Origin of the sequence: Flavobacterium orientale (assembly GCF_014638005.1) — a bacterium.
Lineage (GTDB): Bacteria > Bacteroidota > Bacteroidia > Flavobacteriales > Flavobacteriaceae > Flavobacterium > Flavobacterium orientale.
On record NZ_BMFG01000010.1, the window covers coordinates 91077 to 109485 of the forward strand.

At 33.4% G+C, this 18409-nt stretch carries 16 protein-coding genes; 5 read left to right on the forward strand and 11 right to left on the reverse strand.

Features of this window, described 5'->3' with window-relative positions; translation table 11 throughout:
- The first annotated feature begins 106 nt into the window (after positions 1-106).
- Positions 107-979, forward strand: coding sequence for a winged helix-turn-helix domain-containing protein (locus IEV15_RS12375; protein ID WP_229734152.1), 873 nt, complete (start codon positions 107-109; stop codon positions 977-979).
- A gap of 2 nt (positions 980-981) precedes the next feature.
- Here IEV15_RS12375 and IEV15_RS12380 read toward each other — a convergent pair whose 3' ends face one another.
- The 8 genes from IEV15_RS12380 to IEV15_RS12415 form a co-directional block, all read right to left on the reverse strand.
- Positions 982-2793: an adenylate/guanylate cyclase domain-containing protein gene (locus IEV15_RS12380; protein ID WP_188362842.1), complete on the reverse strand. Its 1812-nt coding sequence runs from the start codon at positions 2791-2793 to the stop codon at positions 982-984.
- Between the two features lie 264 nt (positions 2794-3057).
- Positions 3058-3420, reverse strand: a complete 363-nt coding sequence (locus IEV15_RS12385; RefSeq protein WP_188362843.1) for a hypothetical protein — start codon at positions 3418-3420, stop codon at positions 3058-3060.
- 189 nt (positions 3421-3609) lie between these two features.
- The gene (locus tag IEV15_RS12390) at positions 3610-4086 is read right to left on the reverse strand and encodes a hypothetical protein (RefSeq protein ID WP_188362844.1); all 477 of its coding nucleotides are present in this window, start codon (positions 4084-4086) and stop codon (positions 3610-3612) included.
- A 166-nt stretch (positions 4087-4252) separates the two neighbouring features.
- Positions 4253-5014 (reverse strand): peroxide stress protein YaaA, encoded by a 762-nt coding sequence (gene yaaA / locus IEV15_RS12395; protein WP_188362845.1) that lies wholly within the window; start codon positions 5012-5014, stop codon positions 4253-4255.
- A 99-nt stretch (positions 5015-5113) separates the two neighbouring features.
- On the reverse strand, positions 5114-5800 hold the full coding sequence (cmk, locus tag IEV15_RS12400; protein WP_188362846.1) for a (d)CMP kinase: 687 nt from the start codon (positions 5798-5800) through the stop codon (positions 5114-5116).
- A gap of 93 nt (positions 5801-5893) precedes the next feature.
- Positions 5894-6913: a type IX secretion system protein PorQ gene (porQ, locus tag IEV15_RS12405; protein ID WP_188362847.1), complete on the reverse strand. Its 1020-nt coding sequence runs from the start codon at positions 6911-6913 to the stop codon at positions 5894-5896.
- 143 nt (positions 6914-7056) lie between these two features.
- On the reverse strand, positions 7057-9507 hold the full coding sequence (lon, locus tag IEV15_RS12410) for an endopeptidase La (RefSeq protein ID WP_188362848.1): 2451 nt from the start codon (positions 9505-9507) through the stop codon (positions 7057-7059).
- A 188-nt stretch (positions 9508-9695) separates the two neighbouring features.
- Entirely contained in the window at positions 9696-10622 is a 927-nt protein-coding gene (locus IEV15_RS12415; RefSeq protein ID WP_188362849.1) for a DUF6252 domain-containing protein, read from the reverse strand.
- 128 nt (positions 10623-10750) lie between these two features.
- Here IEV15_RS12415 and IEV15_RS12420 point away from each other — a divergent pair, with 128 nt between their 5' ends.
- From IEV15_RS12420 to IEV15_RS12435, 4 genes are read left to right on the forward strand one after another with little or no spacing between them, the layout of a single operon-like run.
- Positions 10751-11302, forward strand: coding sequence for an RNA polymerase sigma factor (locus tag IEV15_RS12420; protein ID WP_188362850.1), 552 nt, complete (start codon positions 10751-10753; stop codon positions 11300-11302).
- Between the two features lie 5 nt (positions 11303-11307).
- Entirely contained in the window at positions 11308-11856 is a 549-nt protein-coding gene (locus IEV15_RS12425; protein WP_188362851.1) for an anti-sigma factor, read from the forward strand.
- Positions 11840-12892 carry a hypothetical protein gene (locus IEV15_RS12430; RefSeq protein WP_188362852.1) on the forward strand — a complete coding sequence of 351 codons (1053 nt, stop codon included), beginning with the start codon at positions 11840-11842 and terminating at the stop codon, positions 12890-12892. The genes IEV15_RS12425 and IEV15_RS12430 overlap by 17 nt, the downstream gene beginning before the upstream one ends.
- Positions 12893-12903: 11 nt before the next feature.
- On the forward strand, positions 12904-13626 hold the full coding sequence (locus IEV15_RS12435) for a head GIN domain-containing protein (protein WP_188362853.1): 723 nt from the start codon (positions 12904-12906) through the stop codon (positions 13624-13626).
- Between the two features lie 23 nt (positions 13627-13649).
- Here the strand turns inward: IEV15_RS12435 and IEV15_RS12440 are convergent, their stop codons facing one another.
- The 3 genes from IEV15_RS12440 to IEV15_RS12450 form a co-directional block, all read right to left on the reverse strand.
- Positions 13650-14954, reverse strand: coding sequence for an MFS transporter (locus IEV15_RS12440; protein WP_188362854.1), 1305 nt, complete (start codon positions 14952-14954; stop codon positions 13650-13652).
- 63 nt (positions 14955-15017) lie between these two features.
- Positions 15018-15836: a M48 family metallopeptidase gene (locus tag IEV15_RS12445; protein ID WP_188362855.1), complete on the reverse strand. Its 819-nt coding sequence runs from the start codon at positions 15834-15836 to the stop codon at positions 15018-15020.
- A gap of 39 nt (positions 15837-15875) precedes the next feature.
- Positions 15876-18275, reverse strand: coding sequence for a glycoside hydrolase family 31 protein (locus tag IEV15_RS12450; RefSeq protein WP_188362856.1), 2400 nt, complete (start codon positions 18273-18275; stop codon positions 15876-15878).
- Positions 18276-18409 lie beyond the last annotated feature (134 nt).

Here is an 18409-nt window from a genome sequence, read left to right on the forward strand (position 1 = left end):
CTTGATGTAAAACTACCCCAATCAATTTGTTGAAATGTAAAAAATATGTAAAAGAAGTGTCAACAGTTTTAAAAAATCACAAATTTGTATGTTATTTGCAGAACTTATGAATCAACGAAAAATTTATTTTTACGGCAGTCTTTGCTTAGCACTTTTTGCAACCGTGATGCTTTTAACTTCCGATAAAAAAGACGAAACCTTTTCAGAATTGGTCAAAATAGCATTGCGAGATGTGGGCAATAAACTTTTACTTTCCAATCAAGACAGCACATCGCTGATATTGCCGGTTCATCAAATAGAAGCATCAAAATACCAACTTTCCTTTGAGAAAGAACTTACTATATTCCCTGATACTTTGGTAAAAGTTGTTCAACAAAGTTTTCAAAAAGCCAACCTTCCCTCCCATTATCAACTTGAAGTGAAACAATGTAAAGATTTGGAAGTAGCGTATAGTTTTCTAAAAAATGCCAGCGTTGAAAAAGATATTATTCCTTGTGGTGGACGAAACATGCCACAAAAATGCTATACAATTGAAGTACGCTTTTTAGAAAAAACAGAAAGTTTTAGTACTAAAATCATTTGGATAGTGCTCTTGTCATTAAGTATACTTTCTGCTTTTGTGTTCTTTCCTAAAAAGAAAAAAACAAAACAACTTGATTCAACAAACGAACGTTTTATTTCGTTAGGTAAATTTCATTTTTATCCTGAAGAAAGCAAATTGATTATGGCTTCAAATGAAATCAGTCTTTCCAAAAAAGAAGTGGAATTATTGACACTTTTTGTAGAAAACCCCAATAAAATCATCAAACGAGAAGAACTCTCCAAAAAAGTATGGGAAGATCACGGTGTTTTTGTGGGGAGAAGTTTGGATACATACATTTCTAAATTGCGAAAAAAATTGAGTGACGATGATTCCATTAAGTTGACGAATGTACATGGAATTGGTTATGTTTTGGAGTTGAAAGAAGTTGACTTATAAACTTAATCGTTCACAAAATACATTTTTAAATAACCTCTGTTTTTAACTTCAATTTCACCGCGATATTCACAAGTCCATTGATCGCTTATTAAAGCATGAGTGCCTTCACTGATATTAATTTTTCCGGGTTGCGACATTGATTCCATTCTTGAGGCAATGTTTACGGTATCGCCCCAAATATCATATGCAAACTTCTTACTTCCAACCACACCTGCAACAACAGGTCCGGTGTTAATTCCAATACGGATATCAAAAGTAAATTCTTGAGTCGCATTGTTACTCTTAGTTTTTTCAACAAAATCTATAATATCTTTAGCCGCTAAAATCATATTTTGGGCGGCTTCTTTTTCGTTACCATTTAAACCACCGGCACACATATAAGCATCGCCAATGGTTTTAATTTTTTCCAAACCATAGTCTTCCATGATTGTATCGAATTTTGAAAAGTAAAAATCAACCGTCTTCACCAATTCTTCCGGCGATAGCTTTTCAGAATAACTGGTAAATCCTTTGAAATCGCTGAATAAAACCGTAACAGCATCATGTTTTTTGGCTTTTACATTGCCGTTCAATTTTAACTCAATTGCGGTTTCTTCTGGGAGAATATTGAGTAACAAACTATCTGAACGATCGCGTTCTTTTTCGATAATTTGTTTGGTTTTTCTAATGAATAAATACCTTCGATACCAAAGAAAAGCAAGAAGAGCAATGAAAAATAAAGCAGCACCAATGGCATAAGTTACAATTCGTTGGTTTTTTCTTCGTTGATCTAACAAATCAATTTCGGTCTGTTTTTGCGAAACTTCAAAGTCAGTGCGTAAATCGGCTATTTTTTGTACTGATTCAATGTTGGTGACACTGTCCCGATAAATAATATGATTTTTATAATGTTTGAGTGACTCATTTGCATTGCCAAGTTTTAAGTAGATGTCTGATAGCGTTAGATTTGATTTATTAATTTGATCTTTCAACCCAAACTCTTCGGCAAGCTCCAAACTACGTTTGGCATAACTTAATGCTGTTTTATAATCATTTTGATTACTGTAAATGTCCGACATGTAAGTCAGATAATCTGAGATGGCATAGTAATCTTCTAGTTCTTCTAATAGCTCAATAGCGTTGCCAATGTACTTTTTGGCTAATGCATCTTTCCCTTGTTCGGCATAAACCATTCCAATATTGCCAAGACTATAGGCCGTTCCAGTTGTATATTCAACTTTTTTAAAAAGAATTGCCGCTTCATTAAAATTTTGTAAAGCAATGGTATAGTTCTTATTTTTAAAGTATTGATCCCCGGCATTTAACAAGGCACTTGCCAATGCTGTGGTATTATCTGTTTTTCTTAGTAATTCAATACTTTGGGCATAATAGTATTCGGCATTTTTAGAATTACCCATTGAGGAATAGATATCGGCTATGGCAACATTGCAGTTGCCTTGGCCGATAATATAGGATGCTTTTTTTGCGGCGTCCAAACTTTTAAAGACTGCATCTAACGCTATATCTAAGTCACTTAAATATCTGTATTTATTGGCTTTTTGAAAATACCCGCGATGCAGGTATAAATAATTGTTTTCTTTTGTTGCGAGTGCAATGAGTTCATTGGCATATTTGATTGACAATTCAATGTTAGTCACTTCATTAAACGCCAAATTTCTCAGCAACTCCATTTTTTCAAGATTGCTGATATTTGCTTCAGTTGAATAAATTTTTGTTAAACTATCAGCTATACGTTGTTCTTGAGCCAAACTAATTTGCACGCAGAGCAAAATCAAAAGTAGAAACGAACACTTGATTTTGCTTTTATCAGACATAGATGTATTTATCGTTATAAATTGGATACTGTTTTTTATCTAAATAGATCTCGATGAAAAAGATTGTCACTTTTTAATTCAAACACTAATTTATGAGAGTAATTTAATCAGAAATTAAAAATAGTTAGATCGATAGTTTAGTCATAGTATGACAAAAAAATTGGTCATCATTCTAGGTTAGTTTGTTCCGCCCATAATCAACATATATTAAATGTCGGATTAATTTTTACTAAAAAAATAATATTTAGCTATTAAAATTATGAGTTATGAATTAATCATTATTTTAGGGTCCTGAATATATGTATTACCTCCAACGGTATAGTCAATACTATACGTTTCAACAGTGCCTTTAGGCAAAGCTCCAATAACACCTGACCATGAACCATCTGATTGTCTCGCGGGACCGGAAGAGAACAAATTGACTCCGTTAGTTGAATAGACGTTGTTTATTGACGAGATGTCTCCTGCCATTTTGATGACTACTGTATAACCCGAGCCTACATTTGTAGTTAAGTTTTCATCACCTTCTTCCGTACTTCCTACACTAGTTCCGTCTGAAATAGTTGGAGGGAATGGACTGGCTGCTGTTGCACTAACAACTATTGTTACTGATTTACTACCACACATATTTGCTATTTTTTAATTAATAATTAATAAAATTAACTTATTATTTTAAATAAAAGCAAACATTTTGATAAAAATATAATTATTAATTAAAAAAACTCCTGTTTATATTCAAATTTCAAAAAAAATTAAATTTATTCTTACTTTTCAGAAGCAAACATCTATTTATGAACACAATAGAAGTTAATTCATTTATTTTATTGGTGAAACATATTCAAAATACCGGTTTAAACCAGTATCTCTTTCAGGTTTATTAATAAATCCGAGAAATTTGAACCATTTCATTTGATTCGGATGATTTGAAATAGAGTATAAATAGCAGGTGTATCCCTTAAAATTGACTGATTGTTCTCTGAGCATATCACGCATTTCAAAACTTATTTTCAAGGTATGATCTTGCATATGTTTACTAGCTATAAAGAATGTTTCAAATTCTTTATCCCCAATTTTTAAACAACCCAAAATTGCAATTGGTTTTTGATCTGATGTTTTCCACATTCTGGAAAAACCACCGTTTGAAGCTATTTTCAATTTGTTAAGAATAAACAAATGAGTTCCTTCTAAATCACTCTTGTCTTGAAGATTCCATTCGTATTCTGAAACATCCCAAGGGTTTTCTATAATATAAGTAACATCTGAGGAATCAATAACATCACAATTTTTAGACATACAGAAGGTGCTATTAAACTGAAATTAAACTCTTTACAACAAGTCTAATGTACGAAAAAAATGCAAACTTTTAAATATTTTGAATGTGTTTAAATTCAATATTTTACTATTTTGCATTATTGAAGTTTCACAGAATTGTATTCCTAAGCTTCGAAAAAGGGCCTCATTACCTGGTAAACACCAACTTATTTCCTTTACTCAAATTAGCATCAAAAGCATAGCCTTCATAATTGAATCCTTTCAAATCGTCTATGGTTTCAGCGTTTGTGTCAATGATATATCGCACCATCATCCCTCTCGCCTTTTTGGCAAAAAAGCTGATCATTTTTAATTTTCCGTCTTTGTAGTCTTTAAATTCAGGAGTTATGACAGGAACTTTCAACGCTTTTACATCCACCGCATCAAAATATTCATTACTGGCTAAGTTGATAAAAAGTTCGTCTTTAGTGAGTTCTTTATTAAGTTCTTTGGTAATTTTGGCTTTCCAAAATTCATATAAATTTTTGCTTTTACCAACCGGAAATTTAGTTCCCATTTCCAATCGATACGGTTGTATCAAATCCAAGGGCTTCAACAAACCGTACAATCCGGAAAGAATGCGGAGTTTGTCTTGTAGAGCTTCTAATTTTTCTGTGGGAAGTGTTTTTATATCTAAACCTATATAGACATCGCCATTAAAAGCATAGATCGCTTGGCGTGAATTTTCAGGTGTAAAATTATCCAAATCGCGTTCCTGATTGCGTTGCCAATTCAAATCGGCCAATTTATCTGAAATGTCCATCAATTCCATCAATTGCTTAGGTTTTTTCTTTTTCAATTGACGGTTGATTGTGTTTGCTTCTTTCAAAAAACAAGAAACAGTTGATTGATTTGTTGGTAACGGACTTTCGTAATCCAATGATTTAGCCGGAGAGATAACGATTTTCATAGTGAATTTTTATAATTTCAAAAATACAAATTGATTCCTGAAAATCATATACGTAAAAATGGAAAGTATTGATTGTTCTATCAAAGAAAATGATAGCTACTAATTATAAAACTTGTGAATCAAATCTAAAACCAAATCAAATTGTTCTTTTTTGGTTAGTGTAGAATTATCAATTTCAATAGCATCATTTGCTTTTACTAAAGGTGAATCATCACGATGGGTGTCAATATAATCTCTTTCTTGTACGTTTTGCAACACATCTTCATACGACACATTCTGACCTTTTTCAGCCAATTCATCAAAACGTCGTTTGGCTCGAGTGTGAGCACTGGCAGTCATAAATAATTTTAATTCCGCATCCGGAAAAACAACAGTTCCAATATCACGTCCATCCATAACGATGGCTTTGTTTTTTCCCATGGCTTGTTGTTGTTCCACTAATTTTGATCGAACTTCAGAGATTTCAGCAATTTTACTTACCAATCGAGAAACATCTATGGTTCGAATTTCGTTTTCAACATTCACATCATTCAAATACATTTCGGCGAATCCTAAATCAGCATTAAACTGAAAATGAAGTTTAACTTCTGGTAATTTTTTTATTAAACTTTCTGCATCCAAAAAATCTTCGGAAACTAACTTGTTTTGCATTGCAAAATAGGTTACAGCACGATACATCGCTCCGGTATCCACATAAACATAGCCCAAATGTTTAGCTAACTGTTTGGCTAACGTGCTTTTTCCGGTGGATGAAAATCCGTCGATGGCGATGGTGATGTTGTTCATTTTTCTAAGGTACTGAGGTGCTAAGTTACAAAGGAACTAAGGTTCATTCTCTATTTTCTTTTCTCTATTTTATATTTTCTCCAAACTCCATTCCTAATCCAAATTAATCATTAATCCAAATAAACTGGTATTTGCTGCAACAGTATATCTGGAATACGAATAATCAAATCGAATGGAATTCATTCGAAGTCCGACTCCAAAAGAGATTCCAGAAAAATGGCGTTGGTCTAAAATTCGCAATTCTTCACTTCTTCTAAAATTATAACCAACACGAATATTGAAACTTTTTTCGGGAAAAAGTTCTGCACCAACAACTACATGACGAAGTGCGTTATTAAAAAAGGATACTTTTTCTTCATTTTGCCCACCATCCAAAGTACCTTCTGCTCTTGCCGGATTTGAAAAAGCTACATTCCATTGTTGTAGATTTTCCAATGTTAAATGCCATCGAATGGGTACATTTTCTAACAATTGTGAAATTCCAGCCATCACTTCGAGAGGTAACTTTTCACGAGTCCCGGCATAGGTTACAAACTGAGTTCCAAAATTTCTGATTACAAACGCATAATTGATATCATTTCTATCATCAATATAAATACAACCCAAATCAATCGCTCCTCCAAAAGAGGTATAACTTTCTAAAGTGGAGGTAATCAATTTGGCATTTACTCCCACATAAAAGTTGGAAAACGGAATATTATAAGAATAACCAAAAGACAAAGCTCCTTCACTTCCTGTAAAATCGGCTGTTTCCAATCCGTTTTCATCTCTCCCTTCGAAAGTTCCGTAGTTGATGTAATTTACCCCCGCATGAAAAGTTTGCAAATGACGATCATAGGTATAAGCATAAGCGGCCGTTCCATAGGATATTTCTCCAAAATAACTACCGTAATTCACTGCTAATTGATTGTGCATTTCGCTGTTGATGGAAGCCGGATTAAAATGGCCTTGATTGACATCGTAATCAAAAAGAGTGATTGTTTTTCCGCCCAAAGCTGCTTGTCTTGGTGAAGTCATCAAATTTAAAAACTGATAAACTGATTGACCACCCACTTGTGCAAATAGTTGGAATTGACAAAATAGAAATAAAACAAATATCAGGTTTCTAACCATAGCATTTTTTGGGAAGTACTTCTCCTATAAACGAAGTTGCGAAGATATTATTTTTTGTTGAGTAAGTTTTTATTTGAAATCGTAAAGTTAATGGAGAATGAAAAAAAATGGCAATCGAAAATTGATTGCCATTTTAATAAAACTTATAGTTTTTTTGCGTTTTTCACATTTTGATTGGTGATGGCTAATTTTAGCACTTCTGCCATTTCTTTGACATAATGAAAGGTTAAACCTTCTAAATATTCCGGTTTAATCTCATCAATATCGTGTTTGTTATCTGCACAAAGTATGATTTCTTTTATGTTAGCACGCTTTGCTGCTAAAATTTTTTCTTTTATTCCACCCACAGGTAGCACTTTTCCTCTTAGCGTAATTTCGCCAGTCATGGCTAAGTTTTTCTTAACCCTTTTTTGAGTCAAAACAGAAACAATAGAGGTTAACATTGCAATTCCGGCACTTGGTCCGTCTTTTGGAGTAGCTCCTTCCGGAACGTGAATATGAATGTTATAATTTTGTAATAAATCTTGATTTATACCTAATTCTTCTGCATATGACTTGATGTATTCTAAAGCAATGGTAGCCGATTCTTTCATCACCGTACCTAAATTTCCGGTTAAGGTCAAGGTTCCTTTTCCTTTTGAAATTAAAGATTCTATAAATAAAATATCTCCGCCTACACTAGTCCAAGCTAAACCGGTAACAACACCTGCAACTTCATTACTTTCCGATTTATCGCGTTCTAATCGTGGAGCTCCTAATACTTTAATAATATCTTCATCTGTCACTTTTTTATTGTATTCTTCTTCCATTGCAACAGATTTCGCTGCATTTCGAATTACTTGAGCAATTTTTTGTTCCAAACTTCTAACACCTGATTCTCGGGTATAACCTTCAATTATTTTTTCTAATTGACGTTTACCAATTGTCAAATCTTTTGTGGTAAGTCCATGTTCTTTTAATTGCTTTGGCAATAAATGCTTAGCGGCAATTCCAATTTTTTCCTCTATGGTATAACCTGACATTTTAATTACTTCCATTCTGTCTTTCAATGCCGGTTGAATGGTTGACATGGTATTGGACGTTGCAATAAACATCACTTTTGACAAGTCATAACCCATTTCCAAGAAATTATCATAGAACTCATTATTTTGTTCCGGATCTAAAACTTCTAATAATGCTGAGGAAGGATCTCCGGAATGGCTGGCCGAAAGTTTATCGATTTCATCTAAAACAAAAACCGGATTGGATGTCCCAGCTTTTTTGATGTTTTGTAAAATTCTTCCGGGCATGGCTCCAATATATGTTTTACGATGACCTCTGATTTCTGCTTCGTCACGCAAACCTCCTAATGACATTCTCACATATTCTCTGCCAAGAGCTTTTGCTATGGATTTTCCAATTGATGTTTTTCCAACTCCCGGAGGTCCGGTTAAACACAAAATTGGAGATTTCATATCGTTTCTTAGCTTTAAAACCGCAAGATGTTCAATGATTCTTTTTTTAACATCTTCTAAACCAAAATGGTCTTTATCCAGCACTTTTTCTGCTCTTTTTAAATCAAAATTATCTTTAGAAAAATTATCCCATGGCAATTCTAAAAAGAGTTCCAAATAATTACGTGATATTCCAAAATCAGGCGATTGCGGATTGGTTCTTTGTAATTTTTTAAGCTCCTTTTCAAAATGGTCTTCCACTTTTTTGTTCCATTTTTTAGATTTTGCTTTTTGACGCATTTCTTCAATTTCCTGCTCGTAGGAAACACCACCCAATTCTTCTTGAATGGTTTTCATTTGCTGATGCAAGAAATATTCGCGTTGTTGCTGATCTAGGTCAAAACGAACTTTAGACTGAATATCGTTTTTTAATTCCAATTTTTGCAACTCGGTGTTCATGTAACGCAAGGTTGTCAACGCTCGTTCTTTAAGAACATTCATCATCAATAATTCTTGTTTCTCTTGAACCGAAAGATTCATATTTGATGAAACAAAGTTGATTAAAAACGATTTACTTTCAATATTCTTTATAGCAAAAGTGGCTTCAGTTGGGATATTAGGACTTGATTTAATAATTTGAATTGCAATTTCCTTTATCGATTCAATTATAGCTCCAAACTCGGTGTCGGTATGACTTGGTCTTTTTTCAGGAACTTCTTTAACAAAAGCACTAATATAAGGATCTTCAGAAATGACCTTATCAATCTCAAATCGTTTTTTGCCTTGTAAGATTACGGTAACATTACCGTCAGGCATTTTTAAAACTCTTAAAATCTGAGCAACAGTTCCAATGGTATTGATATCTTCTCTTTTCGGGTCTTCAATTTCTTCATTGATTTGAGCAACTACACCAATTACTTTCCCGGCTGCATTTGCATCATTTATTAATTTAATTGATTTGTCTCTTCCTGCGGTAATCGGAATTACAACACCGGGAAACAAAACCATATTTCGTAAGGGTAATATTGGTAATGACTTTGGAAGCTCTTCCTTATTCATCTCCTCCTCGTCTTCGGGAGTCAATAACGGAATTAAATCGGCTTCAGTATCAAAATCATGAAGTGACAATTTGTCTAGGGTTAAAATTTTGTGATTTGACATAGTTATTTAATAGGTCATTTTGTCATTAAACATAAAAAAGGGAAAGCAAATATATAGTATATGTTTGATTGTGAATAAGAATCCACAACATAAACGATGAAATACAACTAACCATCTATAAAACGTCAAATCTTATGCCATAAAAAAATCCCGACAATCGGGATTTAGTTGTTTTTATATAACTTTTTTTAATATTCTACATCAAAAGCTCCTTGCGTTATTTGATAAGTTACACCTTGATGAATTACGTTTGCATTGAAAGTACCTTTTATTCTTGTTGCCGTTTTTTCAGTGATAGTAACTGAACCTGAAGTTGCAAATTGAGTAAATGGAACTGATGAATTGACATAATATAGTTGCACCACATCATTAGTATTACCGGTTATGTTGTATGTTCCGGCATTCAAATTGGTACGCATACTTACTGTTATACCATTATCATTAATGTCATCTGCATAAACAGAAATAAAGGCTATATTGTTGATTTCTATTTCAAGTGTAAAAATATCAGTATCAACAAATTCTACTCCATTAATTCTAGCAAAGAAAGTATCATTTGTAGGGTTGTCCGTTACGTAAGGGATATTTGTGAAAACACCATTTGTAAAATTAATCGGTAGCATTGTTGTATCATCAAAATCTGTCCAATATCCGGTAAAAGCAAATGTTCCCGAAACTGTTTGATTTTGTGTATTAACATTGGTTACAACAATTGAACCTGTATTTGCATTATCGTTTGTAGGATGGTGTCCTGAATAACCATATTCTGTTCCGGCTGGTTGATAAACTATTAAATTATCCATTGAATTTGCCGGATAAGTACCAGGTGTTGTTCCGCCAGCAACAAACGAAAAATTTTCTCCAGAAGATTTAAATCCTGAAACAATAATCGAACCTCCTGAAACATAAGCCAAATAATTAGTAGCGACAAATGTCTGATTATTAAAATCAGCTTTAAAAGATGCTGGACCGGTTCCGGGATTATTGGGATTGGTAGGATCAGTCGGATTTGGAATTTGTATTGCCGGATCAATAGGTTCAACATCTCCCGAACATGAGACAAAAAGAACAGAACATAAAACTATAAAGAAAGAAAATAAAGTTTGCTTTTTCATTAGGTGTTAATTTAATTCTTCAAATATAAAAATTTGAATACAGCTAGAGAACGATTTTAAATTTTATTTTTACAAAAGTGTAACATTTAATAAATTGATGTGTCTTTAAATCAAATCCGGTTAACCAATTGAGTTTAGCAAACGAAAATATTGAGCATTTAATCTTGCTTTGTAAGCAAAATAATCAAAAAGCACAATTTGAAGTGTATACTCGCTATTGTAAAGCAATGTATAACGTGGCTCTTCGAATTGTGAAAGATGAACATTTTGCCGAAGATGTGATGCAAGAAGGATTTTTAAAAGCTTTCCAAAAACTAGATACCTTTAGAAATGAAGTTGCTTTTGGAGCTTGGTTAAAACGAATTATTATTAATTACAGCATTGATTTTTATAAAAAAAATAGTTTTTTTAATCACGATGATTTTGAAACTAAAGTCTATAAAATTGAAGATGAACCCGAAGATGAGTCAATTGATTATACCAATTTAAAGGTTCAGGAAGTGCTAAACGCTATTCAAAACTTAAAGGAAAGCTACCGAATGATTCTAACATTAGTATTCATTGAAGGTTTTGATTTAGAAGAAGTTTGTGAAATATTAAACATCAGTTATGCCAATTGCAGAACTACTATGAGTAGAGCAAAAGAAAGTTTGCGAATGCAACTGGCATCAAAACAATAAAGACTATGAAAGAGAAAAAAGATGCATTAGAAACACTTTTCAGTCAACTAGAAAATCAATGGGATACCGAAACACCACGGTTAGGTCATTCCGATCGGTTTTTAAAAAAACTGAATGCAACACCAATTCAAAAGAAAAAGAAAAATTGGTTGCCATTATCATTAGCGGCTTCACTCCTATTGATTGTTGGAATGATAAGTTTTTATCAACTTAAAAACGAACAACCAATAGACCAATGGCAAAATGCTTCATCACAGACCAAAGAAACCCACGATTACTTTGCGTCAGTGGTTGAAAAAGAATTAATCGATTTAAAGTCGAAACAAACACCAGAAACCGAAGAAATAATTAACGATGCCTTAAATCAAATGAAAGTTTTTGATCAGGATTATCAAAAAATCATAAGCGAATTACAAAAAAACGGAGACACCAAACAATTGCTTCATGCCATGATTCTGAATTTTCAAACCCGAATTTCATTTCTAGAAGAAGTAATCAAAAAAATTGAAATCATTAATCTTAAAAACACCATTGAAAATGAAAAATTTATATAGTTTAATCCTATTTTTTGTTGTCCTATCCGGATATGCAACAGAGCACAACGGAAAACACACCAAACAAAAAACAGCTAAAAAATCAGTAGCAGTAAATTCAGATGCGACAGTTGACATTAGCAACAAATATGGAAATGTATTTGTAACCACATGGAACGAAGACAAAATTGACATAGAAGTTGTAATTACCGTAAGTGGTGATGACGAAAGCTGGGTTGATAAAAAATTAGCATCTATTTCTGTCGATTTTAATGGTTCGAAAAGTCTTTATGCTGCCAAAACTATTTTTGAAAAAATTAGCAGTTCAAGCAGAAGAAATAGTGTAGAAATAAATTATACGGTAAAAATTCCTAAAAATGGTAATGTAAAAATTGCCAATCAATATGGTAATATTCTATCACATGATTTGAACGGAAGTACTAACATTGTTTGTAAGTATGGAAAAATTGCAATGGGAAAATTAAACAATTCTATTAATATCATTAAAATTGATTATTGCTCAAAATCAACCATTGAAAGCTTGAAAAATGCTGTTATTAATGCTAAATATTCCGGCTTAACTATTGGTTCTTTCTCAAATTTAGATATTAATTCCAGTTATACCGATGTTGTTGTTCTAAATGGATATTCGCTGAAATACGCTAGTAATTACGGGAAAATTGCCACAGGAAAAGTTAACAACATTGAGGGAAGTGGCAATTATCTTTCTATTAAAATTGATGAAATTGAAAACAATTTGAAACTGACAACCAATTACAGTAACTTTTCTCTGAATGCGGTTTCAGCAAAAGCAAGTAACATTTCAATCACATCAGGTTATACCAATATCAAAATGAATCATAGCCCAAATTATACTTTTGATTTTGATGTAATAACAAAATATGCCAATTTCAAAAGCGAAGCACCACTTGAATATAACACTAGAGTGGAAACAAATACAACTAAATCGTATACCGGTTTTTATAAAAAAAGTGGTACAAACAAAGTAACTATTACTTCTAATTACGGAAATGTAAGTTTAAATCTAACCAATTAATAATTTAAAAAATGAAAAAATCAATCACACTTCTATTACTTCTTGTAGTGACACTTTCTTCCGGTCAATGGCGTCAGGAAAAAATAAAAGGGAACGGAAATTTTACAACCAAAGAAATCACAACTTCAGATTACGAATCTGTTAGTGTTGCCGGAGCTTTTTATGTAACGCTTGTTGAAGGCAATGAAGGGAAAATATCCGTAAAAGCAGAAGAAAATCTATTAGAATTTATAGATATTGAAAGTAAAGGTTCTGATTTGCAAATTCGCACAAAAAAAGGATACAATCTCAATCCATCTAAAGGAAAAAAAATAGAAATTACTGTTCCTGTAAAGGATATTTCTAAAGTCAGTTTAGCCGGTTCAGGTGATATTGTTTCCAATTTCACTTTAAAAGCTACAACATTTAAAGCGTCTGTTGCCGGTTCCGGAGATATAAAATTAAGTTTAGATGCTGATTCTGTTCAAGCCAATGTTGCCGGATCTGGCGATATTCAATTAAAAGGAAAGACAAAAAATCTTGAAGCCAATGTATCCGGTTCCGGTGATATAGAAGCTTTTGATTTACAATCAGAAAATAGTAAAGTGAGCGTTTCAGGTTCAGGAAATATTAGCACCAATTGCACTGAACTCATTGAAGCTCGTGTTTCCGGTTCGGGAGATATTGAATACAAAGGAAAACCTAAAAAAATCGACACAAAAGTGGCGGGTTCCGGGAAAATTAAGATGATTTAAAAGAAATAAATCTGCTTCCGAAATTATTCTACTTCGGAAGCAGTATTTTTTGGTACTCGTAGCAACAATAACAATCCGGCTACAAAGAAAACCATTAGAAAAACAATGGCATTTCGCATGCTTCCTGTAATTTGGTCAATCGTTCCATATATTGCCATACCAATCACAATTCCAATTTTTTCGGCAACGTCATAAAAACTAAAAAAGGAAGCGGTATCTTCTGTTTTAGGTAAAAATTTCGAATAAGTTGATCGAGAAAGTGCTTGAATTCCTCCCATTACCATTCCCACAAAACCTGCTGTAACATAAAAATGAATAGGTTCGGTTACAAAGTAAGCAAACACACAAATGATTGCCCAAATAGCGTTAATCACAATCAAAGTTGGAATATTTCCGAATTTTTCTGAAGCTTTGGAAGTTAAAGTAGCACCCACAACAGCAACTAATTGAATCACTAAAATACTTATGATTAAACCGGTTGTTTTTTCACTATCGGTTGACCAATTTATTTCTTGTTCACCAAAATAAGTCGCCACTAACATTACCGTTTGAACTGCCATACTATACACAAAAAAAGCAACTAAATAGCGATAAAGCCTGAGGTTTTGGTATAATTGACTTTGCACTTTTTTCAGTTCTCTAAATCCGTTTAAGATGACATCTTTAGTAATTTTATCGGCATTCTTATTTCCTTTTGGCAAATACCAAAAAGCATATTGAGCAAAAAGAATCCACCAAATTCCGGTCATCGCAAAAGCCATTCGCATAGCTAGAAGAGCTTCTTCTCCCTCTTTTCCGATAATCATGTATAAGTTTACCAATAACAAAATAACACTTCCTACATAACCCATCGAATACCCTTTGGCACTCAAACTGTCTTGTTGCTCTTTATATGCGATGTCGGGTAAATAGGAATTATAAAACACCAAACTCCCCCAAAATCCAATCAATCCAAAAAAGAAACAGACTATTCCAAAATAGATATTATCCGCTGTAAACCAATACATTCCAATACAAGAAATTGCTCCTAAATAGCAAAAAAACTGCATAAAACGTTTTTTATTTCCGGCAAAATCGGCAATTCCTGATAAAATTGGAGAAATAAAAGCAACACATAAAAAAGCAAAAGCTGTAACAAAACTTATTAGAGCCGTGCTTTTAAATTCATATCCTAAAAAAAGGATATTCGGATTTTCTTTCGGAAATAAAAACCCGTAGTACAAAGGAAAAATAGAGGATGAAATTACTAACGGATAAACCGAATTGGCCCAGTCATAAAAAGCCCATGCGTTAACTAATTTCTTACTTCCTTTTGCAAGTGTTGTCATAGTTGAAATTTTTGGTCATAAAAAAAGCTGCTCTTTTCAGAACAGCTTCGAAAGTACTATTTTTTATTTAAATGTTACACCATATTTTGCGGCTTCTGCTTTTGCCTCTGGAATCCATTTTGTTAAATTGGAAACCCTAGTATTATGAGAAGGGTGAGTACTCATAAATTCGGGTGGTGCTTGACCTCCGGAAGCTCCACCCATTCGTTGCCAAAAAGGAATAGAGGCCTCTGGGTTATATCCGGCAATAGCCATTAAAATCAAGCCAATTTTATCCGCTTCAGATTCATGATTTCTACTGAATGGTAGCATTCCAAACATTTGAGAACCTGCTCCATAAGCTGTCATGGCTAATTGTTGGGTTTCTGCACTAGAATTTCCGGTTGCAACTCCTAAACCAACCGCTCCTACTTGTTGTAACATTCCGGCACTCATTCGTTGTTGACCATGATTTAATAATGCATGTGCTACTTCATGACCCATTACGGTGGCTAAACCGGCATCATCTTTTGCAATTGGTAATATTCCGGTATAAACCACAATTTTTCCTCCAGGCATACACCAGGCGTTAACTGCTTTGTCTTCTACCAATTTATATTCCCACTGATAATCTTTTAAATAATCAGGTTTTCCAACAGCTGTCAACCATTTTTGAGCTGCATCTTTAATTTTAATTCCAACAGTTTCAACTCTTCTGGCATCTGTCGTTCCTGAAAGAACTTTGTTTTCCTTTAAAAATGCATCATATTGCTGAAATGCAGAAGGAAATATAGAACTGTTATCCACTAATGCCATGGTTTTTTTTCCTGTCAAAGGATTAGTGGCACATCCTATTATTAGTAATAGGACGCAAATTGTACTGAAAGCAATAGTTTTATTCATTGTTTAATATTTTTTGTTAAGTAAATGTACGATATTTAATTATTTCCCAACTATATGTAATTCAGTAAAAAATTTATCTACTAACAACGAATTTTTTCCATTAAACGACACAGAATCTAAGGATACAATTTCATTGTCAATTTCTATTTCATTTATTGAAAAAGGTAACCCAATTAAATTTATCCTGAATTTTTTATAGTTTGTAATAAATTCTCCTTCTTTGTGTAATTGAATAATTAACTCATTATCTTTTCCGGTAAGGTTGAACGTTCGTAATGAAAACCTTCCTTTATTGTAGTCGTAACCATCTTGAGCATCTTCATATAAAACGGATTTCTCTTTTCCGAATTTATAATAAATATCCAATGAGATTTCTTCAAATTCTTTTTCGCCTACAAATTGTTGAATAGGATATTTAGGAATGATAGCTCCTTCTTTTATGAAAATCGGAATTTGATCATAGTCTGTAGCGACCCATAACTCCCTCTTACCTTCAACCAATTCATTAGTCCAATAATTATACCAGTTTCCTTTTGGAAGATACATTCGTCGCCCCACAGCATTTGGTTCTAAAATCGGACAAACTAGAATTTGATTTCCAAAAATAAATTCGTCTGTTCGATATAACGTTTGAACATCTTCCTGATCAAAGTAAACTAAAGGTTTCAACATCGCTTCACCTTCATTCACATATTTCCAAAACATCGTATATAAGTAAGGAAGTAATTGGTAACGAAGGTTAACGAATTTTCGAGTAATATCTACCACTTCTTCCCCAAACGACCAAGGTTCTTGTTCACCGTGATCTCCGGAAGAATGCGTTCTGCAAAACGGATGAAAAACACCTAATTGAATCCAACGAGCATATAATTCACCCGAAGGTTGTTCGGCAAAACCGCCAATATCAGAACCGGTAAAACCCATTCCACTAATCGACATACGTTGCATTTGAATATTGGCAATCCATAAATGTTCCCAAGTGGCAACATTATCTCCTGTCCAAGAAGATGAATATCGTTGTGCACCGGAATAAGCCGAACGAGTGATGATAAAAGGTCGTTTTGGATAGGCAAATCGTTTCACACCTTCATAGGTTGCTCTTGCCATTTGTGTTCCGTAAATATTGTGAGCTTTTCGATGACTACACGGATGACCATCATAATCATGACGCACATCCATTGGGAAGGTTTTTCCGGGAACATCCATTACTGCCGGTTCGTTCATATCGTTCCAAACACCTTTTACGCCAATATCAGAAATTAATTCTTTGAATAATCCGGCCCACCATTCGCGAACTTCAGGATTTGTATAGTCTGGAAAATTACATTCGCCCGGCCAAACTTTTCCTTTCATATAAGGTCCGTCGGCTCGTTTACAGAAATAATCTTTTTCTAACGCTTCGGTGTAAACTGAATATTCTTTATCAATTTTAATTCCGGGATCAATAATCACAACGGTTTTAAATCCGTCTTTCGCCAATTCTGCCACCATTCGTTTTGGATCGGGAAAATATTCTTTGCTCCAAGTGAAACAACGGAATCCTTCCATATAATCGATATCCAAATAAATGGCATCACACGGAATTTGCAATTTTCTGAAAGTCGAAGTAATTTCTTTTACTTTACTTTCCGGATAATAACTCCATTTACATTGATGATAACCCAACGTCCACATCGGCGGAAGCTCGGGTTTTCCGGTTAAATGCGTATAATTTGTGACCACATCTTTCATTTTCGGACCGTAGATGAAATAATAATTCATCTCGCCACCTTCTGCCCAAAAACTGGTTACATTTCTGCGTTCGTGACAAAAATCGAAAAATGTTCTGAAGGTATTATCGAAAAATATTCCGTACGCATTGTTATGATGCAAGCCAATATAAAAAGGCACCACTTTGTATAATGGCTCTTGTTCACGATGAAAAGCATATTGATCGGTTGCCCAATTTTCAACGCGTTTTCCTTTTAAATTAAGATGCGTAGCTTTGTCGCCCATTCCATAATAACATTCACCATCATTGGCTTTCTTACTCATTTTTACGATGTTTCCGCCAAATTCATAGCTTTCTTCCCAATGAAAACCAATTTCATCATCCAAAATTTGAAAACCTTCTAAATCAAAAATCGAAACTTTAGCATTTTGTTTATTGATTTTGCAAACTATTTTGCTGGTTGTAATGGTATAAAAAGTTTTGTGTTCTTCCACAGCCAATTCGTTGTAACCGTGCGATTGACCTTTATCAATAGCATACGAAAAGTCTTTGTTAAAATAGCCTTTAGTTGTGTAGCGAAAACGAATCATACTATCACGAAGAATGGTGATTTTGAGCACCACATTATTTTCTGTGTAGAAAAAAACATTGTCAACATCTTGATTGAATGATACTATCTTGGAAGGAAACTGATCGCCTTTATGTTCTAATTCAGTATTTGTAATCATAGTAATTGGATTATAATTGTCAAATTTACAAAGTTGAAACTTTTAATCACTTTTTAATTTGAGGTTTTATTAACTCAAACGTTTGCGTTTATGGATAAAATGGAAATCCCTCTTAGTTAGAGGGATTTTATCGT

Excerpts from the sequence above, each read along its gene's own strand:
- porQ (WP_188362847.1), bottom strand. The coding sequence starts at position 6,913 with ATGGTTAGAAACCTGATATTTGTTTTATTTCTATTTTGTCAATTCCAA.
- IEV15_RS12415 (WP_188362849.1), bottom strand. The coding sequence starts at position 10,622 with ATGAAAAAGCAAACTTTATTTTCTTTCTTTATAGTTTTATGTTCTGTT.
- IEV15_RS12435 (WP_188362853.1), top strand. The coding sequence starts at position 12,904 with ATGAAAAAATCAATCACACTTCTATTACTTCTTGTAGTGACACTTTCT.
- IEV15_RS12380 (WP_188362842.1), bottom strand. The coding sequence starts at position 2,793 with ATGTCTGATAAAAGCAAAATCAAGTGTTCGTTTCTACTTTTGATTTTG.
- IEV15_RS12450 (WP_188362856.1), bottom strand. The coding sequence starts at position 18,275 with ATGATTACAAATACTGAATTAGAACATAAAGGCGATCAGTTTCCTTCC.
- IEV15_RS12425 (WP_188362851.1), top strand. The coding sequence starts at position 11,308 with ATGAAAGAGAAAAAAGATGCATTAGAAACACTTTTCAGTCAACTAGAA.
- IEV15_RS12430 (WP_188362852.1), top strand. The coding sequence starts at position 11,840 with ATGAAAAATTTATATAGTTTAATCCTATTTTTTGTTGTCCTATCCGGA.
- IEV15_RS12390 (WP_188362844.1), bottom strand. The coding sequence starts at position 4,086 with ATGTCTAAAAATTGTGATGTTATTGATTCCTCAGATGTTACTTATATT.
- lon (WP_188362848.1), bottom strand. The coding sequence starts at position 9,507 with ATGTCAAATCACAAAATTTTAACCCTAGACAAATTGTCACTTCATGAT.
- IEV15_RS12375 (WP_229734152.1), top strand. The coding sequence starts at position 107 with ATGAATCAACGAAAAATTTATTTTTACGGCAGTCTTTGCTTAGCACTT.
- yaaA (WP_188362845.1), bottom strand. The coding sequence starts at position 5,014 with ATGAAAATCGTTATCTCTCCGGCTAAATCATTGGATTACGAAAGTCCG.
- IEV15_RS12445 (WP_188362855.1), bottom strand. The coding sequence starts at position 15,836 with ATGAATAAAACTATTGCTTTCAGTACAATTTGCGTCCTATTACTAATA.
- cmk (WP_188362846.1), bottom strand. The coding sequence starts at position 5,800 with ATGAACAACATCACCATCGCCATCGACGGATTTTCATCCACCGGAAAA.
- IEV15_RS12440 (WP_188362854.1), bottom strand. The coding sequence starts at position 14,954 with ATGACAACACTTGCAAAAGGAAGTAAGAAATTAGTTAACGCATGGGCT.
- IEV15_RS12385 (WP_188362843.1), bottom strand. The coding sequence starts at position 3,420 with ATGTGTGGTAGTAAATCAGTAACAATAGTTGTTAGTGCAACAGCAGCC.